This window comes from Nocardia speluncae NBRC 108251, assembly GCF_001613245.1.
Lineage (GTDB): Bacteria > Actinomycetota > Actinomycetes > Mycobacteriales > Mycobacteriaceae > Nocardia > Nocardia speluncae.
The window spans coordinates 133157-150073 of sequence record NZ_BDBZ01000039.1 but is presented as its reverse complement, the minus strand read 5'-3'; the positions used below and the strand labels follow the sequence as shown (position 1 = coordinate 150073).

Sequence of the window (16917 nt, the reverse complement as noted above, 5' to 3'; positions counted from 1 at the left end):
ACAATCGGTGAGGTGAACGCACAACAAGCGGCACCCCTATTCCGCACGTCGGACATCGACGGTGACGGTTCCGCATGGATCGAGTCGTGGACTGCGCGAGTCCGGGCGGCGGTGCGCTCCCACATCGAGGATTTCGTCCGCGCGCGGTGTGCAGAAGAGTTGCAGGCGAACGGGTTCGAATTTCCGAGCCGGGTACTTCTCGATTTCTTATCGGGTGGCAAGTCTGTGCGTCCGACATTCATGTACCTCGGCTGGTTGTGCGGTGCCGACGAATCCGAAGCCGCATTGCGAGCCGCGGCCAGCATCGAACTGCTCCACGGGTTCGCCTTGCTGCAGGACGACGTGATGGACGAATCCGGCGCGCGCCGGGGACGTCCGACCGCGCACGTGCGGCTGGCACGCTGGCACGAGGAACAGGGTCTGTCCGGATCGCCGGCCCGATTCGGTGAATCCGCGGCAGTGCTGCTGGGTGATCTGTGCCTGGTATGGGCTGAACGCATGCTGCGTGAAAGCGGTGTCGATGCGGCTGCATTGAGCCGGGTATGGCCACGTTACGACGCGATGCGCGCCGAACTGGCCGTGGGTCAACTCGCCGATCTGGTCAACGATGCCGCGGGGATGCCGACGCTGGAACAGGTTCTCGATATCGCGCGACGCAAATCCGGCAACTATACGGTGCGCAGACCACTGGAGCTCGGCGCCGCGATGGCGGGCTGCGCGGAACCGACCATAGAAGTACTGGGTGAATACGGCGTGCTGATCGGCGAGGCATTCCAGCTGCGCGATGATCTGCTGGGTATCTTCGGTGAGCCCTCGGTCACCGGCAAGCCGGCGAACGCGGACCTGCGGGAACGCAAAGCCACCACGGTCGTCGCTTTGGCCGAACATCTGGCCGGGCCACCCGGCCGCACTCGGCTGCACGACCTGTGGCGGCGCGACACCTTCGATAACAATGCGGTGCAGACGGCCCGGGAGTTGATCGTGGACAGCGGTGCACCTCAGCGCGCCGAGCAGATGATCGCCGAGCGTGTCGAGGGCGCCCGAACACTGCTTTCGGACAGCGTTCTCGACCCGACGGTGACCACTGCGTTGCAGCAGATGGCGATGCTGTGCACCCGACGTAGCACCTGAGTCCGCACCATCACGCGAAACAGTCAGACGGCCGAACACAGGGAAAGAAGGATCCATGCGGACCGTAACCGGGAGCACCGACCATGTCGTCGTGGTAGGCGCCGGTCTTGCCGGGCTCGCCACCGCGCTGCACCTGGCCGGCCGAGGTCGCGCTGTCACGGTGATCGAACGCGAGCATGTTCCGGGTGGACGGGCAGGGCGCCTCGATATCGGCGGGTATCGCCTGGATACCGGCCCGTCGGTGCTCACCATGCCCGGGATCGTTGCCGATACGCTCGCGGCGGTAGGCGAGGACATCGAAGCCAGGCTCGATCTGCAACCCGTGGTACCGGCCTACCGGGCATGCTTCGCCGACGGCAGCGCACTGGACGTACACAGCGACCGCGACGCGATGGAACACTCGATCGCCGAATTCGCCGGACCGGGTGAGGTCGCCGGCTATCGAAAACTGCGGGATTGGCTGAGCGCGCTATATCACGTCGAGTTCGACCGGTTCATCGCCGCCAATTTCGACTCACCGTTGTCACTGGTCACCCCAGCGCTCGCCCGGCTGATCGCGTTGGGCGGTTTCCGCCGTCTGGACCGGGCCATCGGCGGGTTTCTTACCGATGCGCGATTGCGCCGGGTATTCACTTTTCAATCCCTGTACGCGGGCGTCTCACCGCAACGGGCCCTGGCCCTGTACGCGGTGATCGCCTACATGGACACCATCGGCGGCGTGTACTTCCCGCGCGGCGGGATGCGCGCCCTGCCCACCGCGCTGGCAGCAGCCGCCACCGACGCCGGCGTGCAGTTCCACTACAGCGAAGCGGTGACCGCCCTGGAACGACGCGGCACCCGCATCAGCGCCGTACACACCGACAAACAGAAGCGCATCACCTGCGACGCGGTGGTGCTGGCCACCGAACTGCACACCGCCTACCAGCTGCTACACCGATCACCGCGGCGGCCCGTGCGGGCGCGGCCCGCGCCATCGGCGGTCGTCGCGCATATCGGTGTACCGGCCGGTGCGACGACCGCGCATCACACACTACTTTTCGGTGACGCCTGGGAACAGACGTTCGACGAACTGATCAACCAGGGCGTGCCGATGAGTGACCCCTCGCTACTGGTCACCCGCCCCACCGCGACCGATTCGACCCTCGCACCGCCAGGTCACGACCTGTTCTCGGTGCTGGCGCCGGTGCCGAACCTCGACCGCGGCGCACACCTGAAGTGGGAGCGCCGCGCCCCTGGTTACGGTGCGGAACTGGCCGAGGTTGTCGAACGGCGACTGATGCCGGGATTCGCCGCGCGCGCCGAAATCGTGCATCTGGACAGCCCCGAGGACTGGGCTCGCCGAGGCATGCTGGCGGGAACGCCGTTCTCGCTGGCGCACACCTTCAGCCAGACCGGGCCGTTCCGGCCGGCGAACCTCCCGCGCGGCGTACCGAATGCGGTGCTCGCCGGCTGCGGCACGGTACCCGGCGTCGGAGTACCGACAGCGCTGTTATCGGGACGGCTCGCGGCCGACCGCATCACCGGTGCCGCGGCGGGCCGCGACCACGGGGCGCCGATCGCCGATATCAGTGGGGTGCGGCCGTGATTCGTTCCGAACTCGACGCCGCCGGCATCGGTGAACCGCGACTACGCGACGCCTACCGGCAATGCCGCGACCTCAACGCAACCCATGGGCGCACATTCTTCCTCGCCACCCAGCTGCTCGCGCCGGCGCAACGCCCGCCGATCCATGCCTTGTACGGATTCGCCCGGTGGGCCGACGATATCGTCGACCTCGCCGACGGGCACACCACCACACCCGCGGCCCGCTTGGACGCTCTGGCGCAGCGCCTGTTCGACGGTATCGACAACAGTGTGAGCGCGGACCCGATCGTGGCCGCGGTCGGTGACACCGTCGCACGCTTCGATATCGACCGCGCCTTGTTCGAGGACTTCCTGGCATCGATGCGGATGGATCTGACAGTGACCGACTACCCGGACCGGGCCGCGCTGGATCGCTATATGCGCGGATCCGCCGAAGTGATCGGCCTGCAGGTGCTACCGGTGCTCGGCACCATCGGCCCCACCGAGAACGCGGCACCCTACGCAGCCGCGCTCGGCAAGGCATTCCAGCTCACCAACTTCCTACGGGACATCGCCGAAGATCTCGACCGCGGCCGGGTCTACCTTCCCGCCGACGAATTGGCCGCTTTCGGCGTGGACCGCGACCGGCTGCAATGGTGCCGCGACCAACGGCGCACCGACACCCGGGTGCGCACGGCACTGGCGGCCCAACACGCGATCACCCGCAACTGGTACCGAACCGCCCGCACCGGAATCGACCTACTGCATCCGGTGTCACGGCCCTGCGTCACGACAGCGGCCATGTTGTACGGAGAGATTCTGGACCGCATCGAGGCAACCGATTTCGCGGTGTTCTCCCAGCGAGCAACCGTCAGCCGCACCCGCCGCGCCGCCGTCGCAGGGCCCGCGCTGGCCCGCGCCTTGTGGGCCCGCCGTGGCGGCCGGGCCGATACTCTCACCACGACGATGCCGTCATGAACGGGCGACGCGAGGAGCACGTGGTGCTGCTCGACGACGGCGGCAAACCCGCCGGATCGATGCCGAAAACACTGGTGCACCACACGAAGACGCCACTACATCTCGGGTTCTCCTGCTACCTGTTCGACGGACGCGGTCGACTTCTCGTCACGCGCCGGGCAATGAGCAAACGGACGTGGCCGGGAGTGTGGACGAACTCATGCTGCGGGCATCCGGCACCCGACGAATCAGCAGGCGACGCCGTACGGCGCCGGGTACGCGAAGAACTGGCGCTGGGCATCGACACACCGACATGCCTATTGCCGCGGTTCCGGTATTCGGCCACCGCACCTGACGGGACCATGGAGAACGAACTCTGCCCGGTATTCTGCGCCCGCGCCGATGGACCGGTGCAGGCCGACGCCGCCGAGGTCATGGACTGGCGCTGGGTGCCGTGGTCCGACTTCGTCGCCGCCGCCGCATTGCGCTGGCCGATCAGCCCGTGGGCAGCCGACCAGGTGCCGCAGCTCGCCGCGGCGCCCGGGTTCAGCCGGTGGACGGAAGGGGGCTGAGTGTGGATCGCTGGCAGTACTTGATCGTGATGGGGTTGTGTCTCGCGGTGACCGCACCGCTGGAATTCTTCGGAGACGGGGTCTACCGGCGCCCGGCGCGTGTTGCCCGCAGTGTGCTGCCGGTCGCAGGCATACTGCTGGTGTGGGATGCGATCGCGATCGCCGCCGATGTGTGGAGCTACAGTCCGCGTTATCTCACCGGATGGCTTCTGCCGGGGAATATACCGGTCGAGGAGCTGGTGTTCTTTCTGGTTATCCCGCTGTGCGCATTGCTCACCTACGGCGCGGTCGAGGCGATCCTGGACCGTGTGCGGCGCCGCCGCGTGAGCCCGAACGCCCAGCAGGAGTCGACATGATAACCGGTATCGGATACACCCTCCCCGCGGTCGTCGCCGCTGCGGCGGTATGCGGGTGGGAACTGGCAGTTCTGCACACCGGCCTGTTCCGGCGGCTCGAATACTGGCTGACCCTGACGATCGTGCTGGGCTTCCAGATCCCGGTCGACGGCTGGCTCACCAAACTCAGTGCACCGCTCGTGCTCTACAACGAAGAACACATCACCGGGATCCGTTTTCCGTGGGATATCCCGGTCGAAGACTTCCTGTTCGGTTTCGCGATGGTGACCGCGGTGCTGCTGTGGTGGGAGCGCCGCCGCCGAATAGAACACCGCACCGGCCGGAAGGTAGCGCCGTGAGCGGCGGACGACTCGGCCCGAACGGGCTCCCACGCGACCAGGTGCCGACCACGTTCGATCACGGCGCCGCCGAATACGACCGGCTCGTCGGATTCAACCCCGGCTATCACAAGCATCTACGTCTGTCGGCACAGCGTATGCAGCTACCCGCCGGCGGCGCGGGGCTGCGGCTGCTCGACGCGGGCTGCGGTACCGGCGCTTCGACCGCGGCACTGCTGTCGGTCGCCCCGGACGCCGAGATCGTCGCGGTCGATGCATCGGAACAGATGCTTGCCCGCGCCCGCGCGAAGTCCTGGCCCTCGACAGTGCGGTTCCACCACACCCGCATCGAAGACCTGGACACGACGGGCTCCGGCGGCCGTTTCGACGGGATCTTCGCCGCGTATCTGCTGCGCAACCTCGCCGACCCCGACGCCCAGCTGCGCGCGTTCGCGGCGCTGCTGCGTCCCGGTGCCCCGCTCGCATTGCACGAGTATTCGGTGCGCGGATCACTGCCGGCCCGCCTGGTCTGGAATATCGTATGCGGCGCAGTGATCATTCCATTGGGCGCGCTGCTCACCGGCGACACCACCCTGTATCGGCACCTGCGTCGCAGCGTAACCGCGTTCGACAGTGTGCCCCAGCTCCGGGCACGGCTGCATGTAAACGGCTTCACCGGGATCCGGGCGGCCACCGTGCCCGGGTGGCAGCACGGCATCGTGCACACCCTCACCGCGACCGTGCCGCGGCCCGGCTCCGAATCAGGAAGGACACCGTAATGCGTGCCGACTTCGGCCGCGACCGCCGCGTCGTACACCATCGCGCCCCACAGGCCCGCAACAGCAGACGCCTCGACCACCGCCCACGCGTCGTGATCGCCGGCGCCGGTATCGCCGGGCTCACCGCGGCAACAGGACTCGCCGAACGAGGCATCGCGGTGGAAATCATCGAACGCCGAGCGCACCTCGGCGGCCGGGTCGGCGGCTGGACCGACAACCTGCCCGACGGCACACCCATCACGGTCAACCGTGGATTCCACGCCTTCTTCCGCCAGTACTACAACCTACGCGCACTGCTACGCCGCACCGACCCACAACTGCACCGGCTGCGGGCGATCGACGACTACCCCCTCGTCGACGGGCACGGACGGCACGACACCTTCCGACGCCTGCCCCGCACCCCACCATGGAACGCCCTCGCCTTCGCCGCCCGCAGCCCCACCTTCCCACTACACGACCTGCGCCGCATCGACGCGCGCGCCGCGGCGCCGCTGGCGGCGGTGTCCGTGCCGGGCATCTACGACCAGCTCGACCACCTCGATGCCGAAACCTTTCTGCAGCGAATCAACTTCCCCGCGACCGCGCGCCATCTCGCCTTCGATGTGTTCTCCCGCAGCTTCTTCGCCCCACCCACCCAGCTCTCGGCTGCCGAGCTGGCGACCATGTTCCACATCTACTTCCTCGGCTCCAGCGAAGGCCTGCTGTTCGACGTCCCCACCTCGAACTACGACACCGCACTGTGGTCGCCGCTGCGCGACTACCTCAGCTCACACGACGTCCGGATCCGCACCGGCGCCACGGTCACCACCGTAGAAACCGGTGGCGACCGCGCCTTCCGGGTGCGCGAGCAAGACGGCCGCGACAGCGCCGCCGACGCCGTCGTACTCGCCACCGACGTCACCGGACTCCGGGCCATCGTCGAACAATCACCGCGACTCGGCGACCGCGCATGGCGGGAATCGATCGGGCAGCTACGCAGCGCGCCATCGTTTCTGGTGTACCGGATCTGGCTGAACAAGCCGGTCGCACCGCATCGCCCAGCCTTCCTGGCCACCGGCGGCCTCACCCCGCTCGACAACGTCAGCGTGGTCAACCACTACGAGCAACAAGCGCGCACATGGGCTGAGAGCCACAACGGCGCCGTGCTGGAACTCCACGCCTATGCGCTGCCTGAGCGGCGCACACCGAACCAAGAACACGATATCCGCGCTCGGTTGCGCGCCCGGTTGCACGACCTGTACCCGGAAACCGCCGACGCCCAAATCCTCGGCGAACACCTGCAATGGAACCAGGACTGCCCCCTGTTCGGCGTCGGCGACCACGCACACCGTCCCACCGTCCGCACACCACACGACGGGCTCGTGCTGGCCGGCGACGGCATCCGCATCGACCTGCCCGTCGCGTTGATGGAACGCGCCGCGACCACCGGATGGGCAGCGGCGAACGCCTTGCTCACTCAATGGGGGTTACCCGGCCACGACCTGTACACCGTGCCGACCAGCGGTCGCAACGCCCTGCTGCGCCGACTCGCTACCCGCTACGCAGCGGCAACCAGCCCTGCCGAGGACCTGCGATGAACAACCTCCTGTTTCGACGATGGCCCGATCGATGGCCCCTGCAACCCCTCGACGTCGGGCACTGGATAGACCAGCCACCCACCTATCACGCCGCGAAACCCGCCCTCATCGCCGCCATACTCCGACGCGCACAGCAACGCCCGTCCGGGAACTGGTACGTCTTCGCCGCCAGCCGAGACATTCGTACCGACCGCCCGTTCGGATTCACCATCGCCGGGGTCGAACTCGTGGCATGGCGCGACCGACGCCAACGACTCGCCGTAGGTCCGGGAGCGTGCCCGCACATGGGCGCACCGATGGCGCAGGCACACATCGACTGCGGTGCCCTTGTGTGCCAATGGCACGGGCTGCGGCTGGACAACAGCGGGGTGCCCGGCTGGACACCACTACCGTGCCACGATGATGGCGTCCTGGTGTGGGTCCGCCTCGACCATATCGGCGGTGGTAGCCCGCTCGAGACACCTGTTCTCGGCGCCCGCCCGCCTGCGCATCGCGCCATCGCGGCAGTCGCGACCCTCAGCGGAGTGTGCGAACCGGACGATGTCGTTGCCAACCGACTCGACCCCTGGCACGGCGCCTGGTTCCATCCGTACTCGTTTGCTCACCTCGAAGTACTCGCATCTCCGCCGCTTCACCGCGAGTCAACCGATTTCGACGACCGGTTTCTGGTGGCGGTCACTTTCCGGGTCGGCCGCCGGCTCGGCGTTCCCGTCACCGCCGAGTTCACCAGTCCGGAACCCCGGACCGTCACGATGCGCATCATCGACGGCGAAGGAGTGGGCAGCGTTGTCGAAACCCACGCCACACCACTCGGTCCCGGTCCCGACGGACTGCCACGCACTGCTGTGATCGAAGCCGTCATCGCCGACTCCACCCGCCCCGGCTTCGCCCGCGCCCGCCACCTCACCCGCCTTCTACGTCCGATGATGGCGCACACCGCGACCCGGCTCTGGGACGACGACCTCGCCTACGCCGAACGCCGCTACCACCAGCGCACACAAGAACCGCGACCGCTCGACCGCACCAAACGGCCAACCGCAGCGCTCAGCAAGGACCGGTCGCACAAGGCCGAATAGTAATGCCCTGAAGTTCTGCGGTGACGCCCCACACGGGGCCGGAAACTGAGACGAGCGCTCAGTGTGGCGATTTTGCTGTTCACCGATACGTAGACCCACCTGCACCGATGTCGTGACCTCTCAGCTGGTGCGACGTTGCTGCGTGCCCCGGTGATCGGCACTGTCGATTGGCCGACCACCTGTGGAGGCGTGACCGAAACAAAAAATTGAAGCGTTTTTGCATCATTGTGTGTGGATTGATGGAGGCGTGGTATGCGAGGCGGCGTAACCGTCACGCGGAAGGAGAGCCAACTATGAGCACCGTGATCGAAACCGTGGACGTGGATGTTCCTGTCGACGTCGCCTACAACCAGTGGACCCAGTTCGAATCGTTCCCCGAGTTCATGACCGGAGTGGACCGAATCGAGCAGCTGGACGCCACCCATACCCGCTGGACCATCACCGTCGCCGGGGCGACGCGGGCCTTCGACGCCACCATTACCGAACAGCATCCCGAGGAGCGGATTGCCTGGAAGTCCGACGAGGGGCCGCAGCACGCCGGAGTCATCACCTTCCACCGGCTCGGCAATACCACCAGCCGGGTCACCGCACAGATGGACATCGACCCCGAGGGGTTCGTCGAGAACGTGGCGGACAAGCTGGGCATTCTCGACCGCCGCATCAAGAGCGACATGGAACGCTTAAAGCACTTCATCGAAGCCCGCGGCACCGAAACCGGGCACTGGCGCGGTGAGATCGATCGGCCCAACCCTTAGATCACAGTCGCCGCCGAGCGCAGTAACGGAGAACCGATGAGTAAGCGCAGTTTCCAACCGGGTGACAAGGTCGAGTGGAACAGTCACGGTAGCACTGCAGAGGGCACCGTCGAGGAGAAGATCACCTCCGACACCGAGGCAGCTTCTCGCACAGTCCGCGCGTCGGAGGACGAACCGCAGTACCGGGTGCGTAGCGACAAGAGCGGAGGCGACGCGGTTCACCGACCAGAAGTACTACGGCCGACAGACGACGAGGAGGGGACGTTGCGTGAGCGCTGAGACAGCCGGACCCATCGACTACGAGCTCGTAGTGAACTCCGGCGGAGGAACGTCGGTCTCGTCGTTCACGATGGCCGCGACGATGCGTTCGGCGACCTGATCGGGTGTCAGGCCGGTGGGTAGATGCGGTGCGTTCCCGGCGATCGCATGTGTGGCCAATCCGGTTTCGGTATGGGGCGGGCGAACGTCGATGACACGTATTGTCGATCGGCGTGCCTCGATGCGGACGCTGGCGACGAACGCGCTGATCGCGGCTTTGCTGGCCGAGTAGGCGGACATGCCCGCGACCGGCTGGTCGGCGACGACGGCGCTGATGTTGAGGACGAACCCCGCAGGTTCGAGGACGGTCAATGCTTCACGGATGATGCGCAGTGGCGCAAGGTAGTTGACGATCAAGAGGTCGTCGACCACATCGTCGTCGAGTTCGGCGGCGGGTCCGAAGGCTACTACCCCTGCGGCGATGACGATCCCGTCGAGCCCACCGAGTTTGTCTGCTGCTTCGGCCAGCACAGTTCGCGCCGAATCGACGTGCCGCAGGTCAGCGGCGATGATGTGCGCGCCAGTGGCTGTGAGTGCGTCGGTGTTGCGGCCGCTGACAGCCAGGCGTGCGCCGGCGCGGGCGAGTTTGGTGGTGATAGGCGCTCCGAGCCCACCACTGGCCCCGAAGACGAGAATTCGTGCGTTGTTCAGCTCGCTCACGGGTTCACGATCCATTCACCAAATTGTGCGGCAGCCCCGCGTCGAATTTGTCTATGGCCACGGTGGGAGTCCTTGTTATTCGGCATCGGCCAGTGGGATGGGGTTGGCGGTGAGGTCAGCGAGTGCCTCGGCGATTGTGTCCAGTGGTGTTGCGGCGACGAGGTCGCGGCGTAGCCGGTGCGCTGCGGTGCGATAACTCGGGTCGGCCAGGATCCGATCGACCGCGCAGTGGATGGCGGCGGGTGTCGGATAGGTTGTGCCGAGGTCGATCCCGGTGTGGGTGTAGGCGACCCGAGCTGCGACTTCGGCCTTATCCGCGGTCTCTCCGGCGACGATGAGAGGAATGCCGTAGCGCAGGGCGTGTTGCACGCCGCCGTATCCACCGTTGGTGATCATGAGGTCCACGGTGGGTAGCAGTTGCTCGTAGGGCACATAGTCGGTGAGGTACACGTTGTCCGGGATCGGGAGGCTCAGTGTGTGGGTCGGGCCGCCGCCGGTGGTGGCGATGACAAGACAGTCGTTGCGATCGGACAGCGCGCGCAGGGTGGGGCCGATCAGCTGGCCGAGATCGGTATTGTCCCAGGTTCCTTGGGTGACATGGATGATCGTTCGAGCGCTGCTCAGCTGATCCGACCAGGGTGCGGCAACGGGTTCGTCGGGTGCGTCCGGGAAGACCGGGCCGGTGAATGTGACGGTCTCGGGCAGGTCGCCGCGGGGGTATTCGAAGGCGGGCACGGTCAGCTGTAGCACTCGGTCGGCCAGTCGCGGCCAGTCGGTGAGGAACACCGGCGATCGGCGGACGCCGATCTGGCGCAGGGCGCGGTTGAGTCGCCGTTGTGTGCCGGCGAACAGAATGTGATGCACGACCCAGGTCATGGTGGTGTGGTTCCTCGATGGCCGCGGTGGCCATCCCATTCCGAACGGTGGGGTCTCGGTGCTCGATAATGTCAGTGGGCCGACGCCACAGACCAGGATCGGCGGGCGGGAGGGCCCTGCGAGCAGGTGTGCGAGTGCGCCGGTCAAGGCGATATCGACCAGGACAGCGTCTGCCTGCTCGTGGCGCAGGGCTGCGTGTAGTGCCTCGGTTTGCGCCGCCAGTGGTGCGATGAATATCGACCGCAGTTCGGCGCGTCCACGCAGGTAGCGGCGGATGAGGGGCGGAAGCCTGCTCGGTTGCGCCGAGGGTGGCGGTTGGATGTGCGCGTCGGGTGGCAGCATCGCGAACCGCATTCCGGCTCGGCGGACCTGCTCGCGGTAGCCGGGGCCGGTCATTATGCATACATCGTGGCCACGGCGATTTAGGTCGGTGCCGACACGGAGAATCGGCATGACGTGTCCGGCGATCGTGCTGGCGGCCAGCAGATAGCGAGCCAAGGTTCCTCCAGGTAGTTGAACGTTCAACTAGGCGAAGCCGAAGTGTCGGAAAGGCCGCGTTCGGCAGCTCCGGTGATGTTGCGGACCATGCCGCCGAACACCACATTGTGAAACGGTGTGATCGCCTTCCAGTAGAGGTGCCCGGCAAGCCCGTGCGGTTGAAAGATGGCGCGTTGGCGGTAGTAGGAGCCCCCGTCGGGGCCGGGTTCGACGCCGAGTTCCAGCCATGCCAGTCCGGGAAGCTGCATTTCGGCGCGAAGCCGCAGCAACCGAGGCCGGTCGATGTGTTCGACGCGCCACCAGTCCAAGGCTTCGCCCGCGTGTAGACGATGCGGATGTTTGCGGCCACGACGCAACCCGACCCCGCCGGCGACCCGGTCGACCCACCCACGTGCTGACCAGGCGAGCGGAAACGAGTACCAGCCGTTCTCGCCGCCGATGGATTCGACTACCGCCCACAAAGTGTCGGGATCGGCGTCGGTGTGGAGTTCGCGCAGGTCCTCGTAGAGGGAACCGCCCGACCAGGCCGGATCGGTGGGCAGCGGATCAGAAGGCGCGCCGTATGTACTCGCGTCGGACCAGCGGGTCGGTACCTCGGCGTGCCGAATCCGGGTCAACGCCAGTTCCACGGCACGCTCGTAACGGGTCAGGCCCTCGGCGGGTTCGGGGATGTGAGAGGAGATGTCGTGTTCGCCGCAGACGACTTCGTGGACGAGCGATTCGATGAGTGGCACGGCCAAGGCGCGCGGAACCGGGGTCACCAGGTTGACCCATTGCGCCGATAGCCATGGGGTGAGGACCGGGACCGGCAGGACCACGCGACGAGTCAACCCGGCGACAGCGGCGTATTTGCGCATCATGGTCAAGTAGGTCAGGACGTCGGGACCGCCGATATCGAACGCGCGATTGACCTCCGCGGGTAACGCGGCAGCACGCACCAGGTAGTACAGGACATCTCGGATGGCGATCGGCTGGATCCGGTTGTGCACCCATCGGGGGGTGACCATGGCGGGAAGACGTTCGGACAGGTAGCGCAGCATCTCGAAACTGGCCGAGCCGGATCCGATGATCACCGCCGCCCGCAACTCCACCGTGGGGACACCGGATTGTCTAAGGATCTCTCCTACCTCGGCGCGAGAGGCGAGGTGCCGCGAGAGGGTGGTGTGTTGCGGGACGATGCCGCCGAGATAGACGATGCGCCGAACTCCGGCTGAGCTCGCCGCGGCGGCCACGACGCGCGCGGCTTCCCGGTCGACATCGGAAAAGTCGCGACGAGTCAGCGAATGCACCAGGTAGTAGACGACCTCTTGATCGGCAACCGACGCACGGACCTCGTCGTCCACGGTGACATCACCGCGGACCACCTCGACCCGACCCCGCCAGGGGACCTCCGCCAATTTAGCCGGCGTCCGGGCCACCACCCGAACCTGATGACCTGCCTCGATCAGCTCGGGCACCACACGGCCACCGATATAGCCGGTCGCCCCGAAAACCACACAACGCATCCGCAATCAGCCCCTTCTCCTCGCGTGGACGCCGAGATCGGTCAGCACCGCAGTCGCCGCCCGACGCCCTGACACCAGCGCGCCCTGAATCGAGCTGGTATCGCGGTGATCGCCACACACATAGCGCCCGGAACCCAGCCGGACAGCTCGACACAGTCGATGACCTGGGCGCATCACCGGCAATGCCCGAGTAATCGGATAGCTGGCAAGCAATCGCCAACCAGCTGTGTCGGTGCCGTAGAGCTGGGCGAGCCGATGCCGCACAGCCGGTTCGAGTGCGTCGTCGGCGCGCCCGGGAACCGATGCGGCGATCAGGCTCTGTCCGGGCGGCGCGTACTGTTCGGCGACAATGCTGAGGTCGACGGTGTTCAGTAAGAGGTCGCTGTGCCCATCGACAAGCAGCGTGGTCGAGCGCAGAGGTGAGCGCGGCGCGGCGTAGTAGAAGGTGGTGACAGCGTGCCAGCTCGGTGGGTCGACCTCGGGCAACAGCCGCGCGGCCGTGCTGCCGTCGGTGGCGACGACCACCGCGCGTGCGGAGATCGTTTCGCCGCCGAGCAGACGAACCCGGGTGCCATCGATTGCGCACGCCTCAGCGGCCGTACGGATCGTTGCATCGGCGAGGTTGCCCGCCAGCTGTAACGGCAGAGCCGACATCCCCTCGGCAGGCACCGCCCCACCACCACGTAAGAAGCATCGCCAGATCAGATGGAACACTCGCGCATCGGTACTCAACAGCGGGTCGAGAAACACGCCCGCCAAGAAGGGGCGCAGCACCTCGTCAACGGTTCGTGTCGACAGACGCCAATGCTGCAATTCCTCGGCAACAGAGCGCGTGGTGCGTCTACGTGCCAGGCTGACCGGGCCCAGTCCGTCCCGCAGCGCCAGCGTTGCCAGCGCGGCGACGTCGACAGGTCGGTGCCGGAGCAGGTCCAATGCTCCGGCGAGGGCGACCCGGCCATGCCGGGGACCGGTCAGCCACCGCCGCCGGTCCACACCCATAGCGATCACCCCGCTAGTGAACGGTCGCAGTCTGAGTTGCTGCGGGTCAACCTGCCGCCGAAGCTCAGGGTAGGCAGGCAGCAATACCTGGAAACCGCGGTCGAGCTGAAACCCTTCGACCCGGTCCGTTCGTACCCGTCCACCCACCTCGTCGCCGGCCTCGCACACGACCACATCCACACCGTGACGTTGCAGATGATTCGCAGCGGCAAGACCCGCCAGCCCCGCACCCACCACCACATCGATCGGCATCTCCGCAATCCCCTGACTCGTTGCGCTCGCACGCGTACCGTGCCCGGCCATGCTCGATGCATAAATGATTCACGATTTCGGCCGATTGTGCATCCCTTCGCACCGAACCGCGCGTCGGGGCGACGTTTGTACGGATCGGTTGCTCGGCAGGAAGGAACTTGCCGTAGCAACCACCGTGGACAACTGGTCCCGGCACGATCACGTGAGCCTAAACTGGGAATCGAGGGTCAAGCCCATCTGCGCAGTTCAGATCGATGCAAGTAGAGATCGGATATCCAGCCTACGCAAGAAACCCCAGGTCACGCGTCGCAGGTTCGCGCCCTACGTACGAGCAACACACCGACCAAATGCCCCGACACGCCGATCAGCCAGACCGCCCGCCTAGGCCAACACCGGACGGATTCAGCTGGCACCGCCGGCGTCTCCATGAGCGCGCAGCCAGATCACAACTCAGCAAGCTTCACTGCTTCTATGGGCAACCCTTTTCATCAACGTGACCGGCCCGCTGATACTGGGGTTCATCACCGGCGTGACGCTGTTCCACGACGCATTCCGCGATCTCGCAATGATTGTCGGGCGTCAGCTTCTGCGGCGGATACGCCACCTTCAGCGCCGCCGGCTTCGAAACCGTGCGCCTGATCCAGACCCAGCACTACACCGCCGCCGCCGCGTCGCTTCGCGGCGATGCGGCCAACCGCCGCGCCTCCCTCCCTGAACCTTTTGCTCCAGGCCGGTCGAGCGGGCGGTGGGCTGACACCGGAACGTTCGACGTGCTGCACCGAGAGATACTCGACCGGCTCGGAGCAGCCGGCGAGCTCGACTGGAGTGCGGCGATCCTGGACGCAGCGTCCATACGGGCGAAAAAAGGGGCTCGCTGACCGGCCGCAGCCCGGTCGACCGCGAAAAGAAAGGGGCGAAGCTCCACGTCGTCTCCGACGCGAACAGAATCTCACTGTGTACTGGTGTTTCTGCCGCCAACACGCGCCGCTCACAGCCCCAGCCAACCAGTCTGAATCATCTTAGCGCCGGATCCCGGCCGGTCACACCACTATCCCCGCACATGACTCCGAACTCGCAGCTGGTTCATGAGTTCGAGAATCGCGCCGAACCCACCTCTCTTACGAGACCAGTGCCGTATCCCTGCCGCCGACCAGCATCGGACGTTACACACCTGCCGAGCCTCGGCCACACGGCGCCCCGCGGTGGGCATGACACACTGATCACATCACCAGGCCGCCCACAACCACCCCGGACAAGCCATGGAACCCGACCAACCGGCACAGATTCCGACGGATGGTTCTGGTCGCGAATCTCGGCATCACTCTGGTCGCCAATTCCAGCACCGCTCGATTTGGTGTTTGTGAATCTCGACAGCACCCCCAGCCAGGCGACCGGTACGGAACCTCAGCGCACGACCGGCTGTCGTTCGGTACTCGTCATGAGACCGCCACGCTGCCGAATATGGACCGCCGGACCGCGGTAGTCCTCGAGTGAACATGTTCCAGATCCGTGATGCGCGAACGGCCTTGGGGCGTCCCGCCGACCAGACCCTCATGCGGAATATCGTGCGTCGTTATGGGTTCATCGCACTCCTGCTGCATAACCCGCTCTACCGCTGGGCTGCCGGGATCAGGCCGGGAGCGGTTTTGAACGAAATCGCCTCCATTATCGGCTTGCGTTTCGTGTTCTGAAATGCCGCGACGCGCCACTGCCCGGACGGCTCGCGGACCAGGGTGTAGGTCTGAACCTTGGTCAGCTTCTTGGGGTGGTCTCCCTTGTATGATTCGCCGCGCCCGGTGACCACGGCTATGTCAGGCCCGAGGAATCGGACGTCGAGGATTTCGTCGGCCAACTGGGTGCCCTTCAGGTATTTGGCGAACAGCGTGCGGTGGCTTTCGATGATGTCGCCCCGCCCGCGGTAGTAAGTGCCGACGAAGGTGATGTAGGTGGCGTCCTCAGTGAATGCTGCCCCGTAGGCATCGGCATCGTGACGACGCCAGGCATCTACGAGTCCGGCGATCACTTCGACAACCGCCTGCTGATCGTCCCGGGTAGTCATGGACATGATTTCCTCCTGTGGGTAAGGTGCATTATCTGCACAGATTCAGTATCTGCATGCGTGCAGTAATCAGAGTAGGAGGCTTCGAGCATCATGGCAACTACTGCGCAGCAGAATGCCGAAGAGGAGGTCTTCCGCGCCTATCTCGACGCCGTGGGGTTGCACGGCATGGCCGGCGCGGCAGCGGCAGGACTGCAAGCCTCGGAGTGGTACGCGCTCAGCCAGCTCGCATTGGCAGGCGCACTGACCTCGGGACAGTTGTCAGAGCGAACAGGCCTGACGACCGGCGCGACCACCCGTCTCATCGACCGGCTGGAACGGGCCGGTTACGCCCGTCGGATAAGCGACCCGACCGACCGCCGCAAGGTCGTCGTCGAGCCCGTGACCGACGCCCTCGCGGGCATCAGCGAGCTGGTAACACCGGCGCGCCGCAGAATCGCCCACATCCTCGACCGCTACACACCGGAACAGCGCGCGGTGCTCTTCGACTACTTCGCCCACGCCGCGCCCGCCTTCCGTGCGGCAACCGAAGAGATCCGGGCAGCGCAGCGATGACCAGGCGGATATCCAGCTCAGTCGCGTTGTCAGGCCCGGCGGATACTCGTGAGCCGACCCATAACGTTGGGACGCGAGGGGGTTCGGCCTGCTGACCCTCCGAACGCTAAAG

The 16917-nt window shown here is 66.0% G+C and carries 17 protein-coding genes and 1 pseudogene; 13 read left to right on the top strand and 5 right to left on the bottom strand.

The window, feature by feature from the left end; genetic code table 11:
• Positions 1-12 precede the first annotated feature (12 nt).
• From NS6_RS29610 to NS6_RS29560, 11 genes are all read left to right on the top strand, one after another.
• Positions 13-1131: a polyprenyl synthetase family protein gene (locus NS6_RS29610; protein WP_371859375.1), complete on the top strand. Its 1119-nt coding sequence runs from the start codon at positions 13-15 to the stop codon at positions 1129-1131.
• Positions 1132-1186: 55 nt separating this feature from the next.
• On the top strand, positions 1187-2716 hold the full coding sequence (gene crtI / locus NS6_RS29605; RefSeq protein WP_068048752.1) for a phytoene desaturase family protein: 1530 nt from the start codon (positions 1187-1189) through the stop codon (positions 2714-2716).
• Entirely contained in the window at positions 2713-3672 is a 960-nt protein-coding gene (locus NS6_RS29600; protein WP_068048749.1) for a phytoene/squalene synthase family protein, read from the top strand. The genes crtI and NS6_RS29600 overlap by 4 nt, the downstream gene beginning before the upstream one ends.
• Positions 3669-4223 (top strand): isopentenyl-diphosphate Delta-isomerase, encoded by a 555-nt coding sequence (gene idi, locus NS6_RS29595; protein ID WP_068048746.1) that lies wholly within the window; start codon positions 3669-3671, stop codon positions 4221-4223. Before NS6_RS29600 ends, idi begins: the two co-directional genes overlap by 4 nt.
• Before the next feature lie 2 nt (positions 4224-4225).
• The gene (locus NS6_RS29590) at positions 4226-4579 is read left to right on the top strand and encodes a lycopene cyclase domain-containing protein (protein WP_068048743.1); all 354 of its coding nucleotides are present in this window, start codon (positions 4226-4228) and stop codon (positions 4577-4579) included.
• The gene (locus tag NS6_RS35025; RefSeq protein WP_068048864.1) at positions 4579-4917 is read left to right on the top strand and encodes a lycopene cyclase domain-containing protein; all 339 of its coding nucleotides are present in this window, start codon (positions 4579-4581) and stop codon (positions 4915-4917) included. Before NS6_RS29590 ends, NS6_RS35025 begins: the two co-directional genes overlap by 1 nt.
• Positions 4914-5675 (top strand): class I SAM-dependent methyltransferase, encoded by a 762-nt coding sequence (locus NS6_RS29580; protein ID WP_068048741.1) that lies wholly within the window; start codon positions 4914-4916, stop codon positions 5673-5675. The genes NS6_RS35025 and NS6_RS29580 overlap by 4 nt, the downstream gene beginning before the upstream one ends.
• Positions 5675-7252 carry an FAD-dependent oxidoreductase gene (locus NS6_RS29575; RefSeq protein WP_068048738.1) on the top strand — a complete coding sequence of 526 codons (1578 nt, stop codon included), beginning with the start codon at positions 5675-5677 and terminating at the stop codon, positions 7250-7252. The genes NS6_RS29580 and NS6_RS29575 overlap by 1 nt, the downstream gene beginning before the upstream one ends.
• Positions 7249-8328, top strand: a complete 1080-nt coding sequence (locus tag NS6_RS29570; protein ID WP_068048735.1) for a Rieske (2Fe-2S) protein — start codon at positions 7249-7251, stop codon at positions 8326-8328. Before NS6_RS29575 ends, NS6_RS29570 begins: the two co-directional genes overlap by 4 nt.
• 293 nt (positions 8329-8621) lie before the next feature.
• On the top strand, positions 8622-9083 hold the full coding sequence (locus NS6_RS29565; protein WP_068048729.1) for an SRPBCC family protein: 462 nt from the start codon (positions 8622-8624) through the stop codon (positions 9081-9083).
• Positions 9084-9119: 36 nt separating this feature from the next.
• A complete protein-coding gene (locus NS6_RS29560; RefSeq protein WP_068048724.1) occupies positions 9120-9362 on the top strand; it encodes a hypervirulence associated TUDOR domain-containing protein in 243 nt (80 codons plus the stop codon).
• 18 nt (positions 9363-9380) lie between these two features.
• Here the strand turns inward: NS6_RS29560 and NS6_RS29555 are convergent, their stop codons facing one another.
• The 4 genes from NS6_RS29555 to NS6_RS29540 form a co-directional block, all read right to left on the bottom strand.
• Positions 9381-10076, bottom strand: a complete 696-nt coding sequence (locus NS6_RS29555; protein WP_068048721.1) for an SDR family NAD(P)-dependent oxidoreductase — start codon at positions 10074-10076, stop codon at positions 9381-9383.
• Between the two features lie 60 nt (positions 10077-10136).
• Positions 10137-11333, bottom strand: a complete 1197-nt coding sequence (locus NS6_RS29550; protein ID WP_245669558.1) for a glycosyltransferase — start codon at positions 11331-11333, stop codon at positions 10137-10139.
• A 125-nt stretch (positions 11334-11458) separates the two neighbouring features.
• Positions 11459-12940 (bottom strand): SDR family oxidoreductase, encoded by a 1482-nt coding sequence (locus NS6_RS29545; protein ID WP_068048858.1) that lies wholly within the window; start codon positions 12938-12940, stop codon positions 11459-11461.
• A 6-nt stretch (positions 12941-12946) separates the two neighbouring features.
• Positions 12947-14191, bottom strand: a complete 1245-nt coding sequence (locus NS6_RS29540) for an NAD(P)/FAD-dependent oxidoreductase (protein WP_084471520.1) — start codon at positions 14189-14191, stop codon at positions 12947-12949.
• A 746-nt stretch (positions 14192-14937) separates the two neighbouring features.
• On the opposite strand from NS6_RS29540, the pseudogene NS6_RS34370 reads away from it, so the two are divergent.
• Positions 14938-15182, top strand: a pseudogene (locus NS6_RS34370) (IS5/IS1182 family transposase); the annotation flags it as partial.
• Between the two features lie 618 nt (positions 15183-15800).
• On the opposite strand, the gene NS6_RS29525 reads toward NS6_RS34370, so the two are convergent.
• The gene (locus NS6_RS29525) at positions 15801-16256 is read right to left on the bottom strand and encodes an SgcJ/EcaC family oxidoreductase (protein WP_245669557.1); all 456 of its coding nucleotides are present in this window, start codon (positions 16254-16256) and stop codon (positions 15801-15803) included.
• A gap of 87 nt (positions 16257-16343) precedes the next feature.
• Between NS6_RS29525 and NS6_RS29520 the strand changes: the two genes are divergently transcribed.
• Positions 16344-16805, top strand: a complete 462-nt coding sequence (locus NS6_RS29520; RefSeq protein WP_068048710.1) for a MarR family winged helix-turn-helix transcriptional regulator — start codon at positions 16344-16346, stop codon at positions 16803-16805.
• Positions 16806-16917 lie beyond the last annotated feature (112 nt).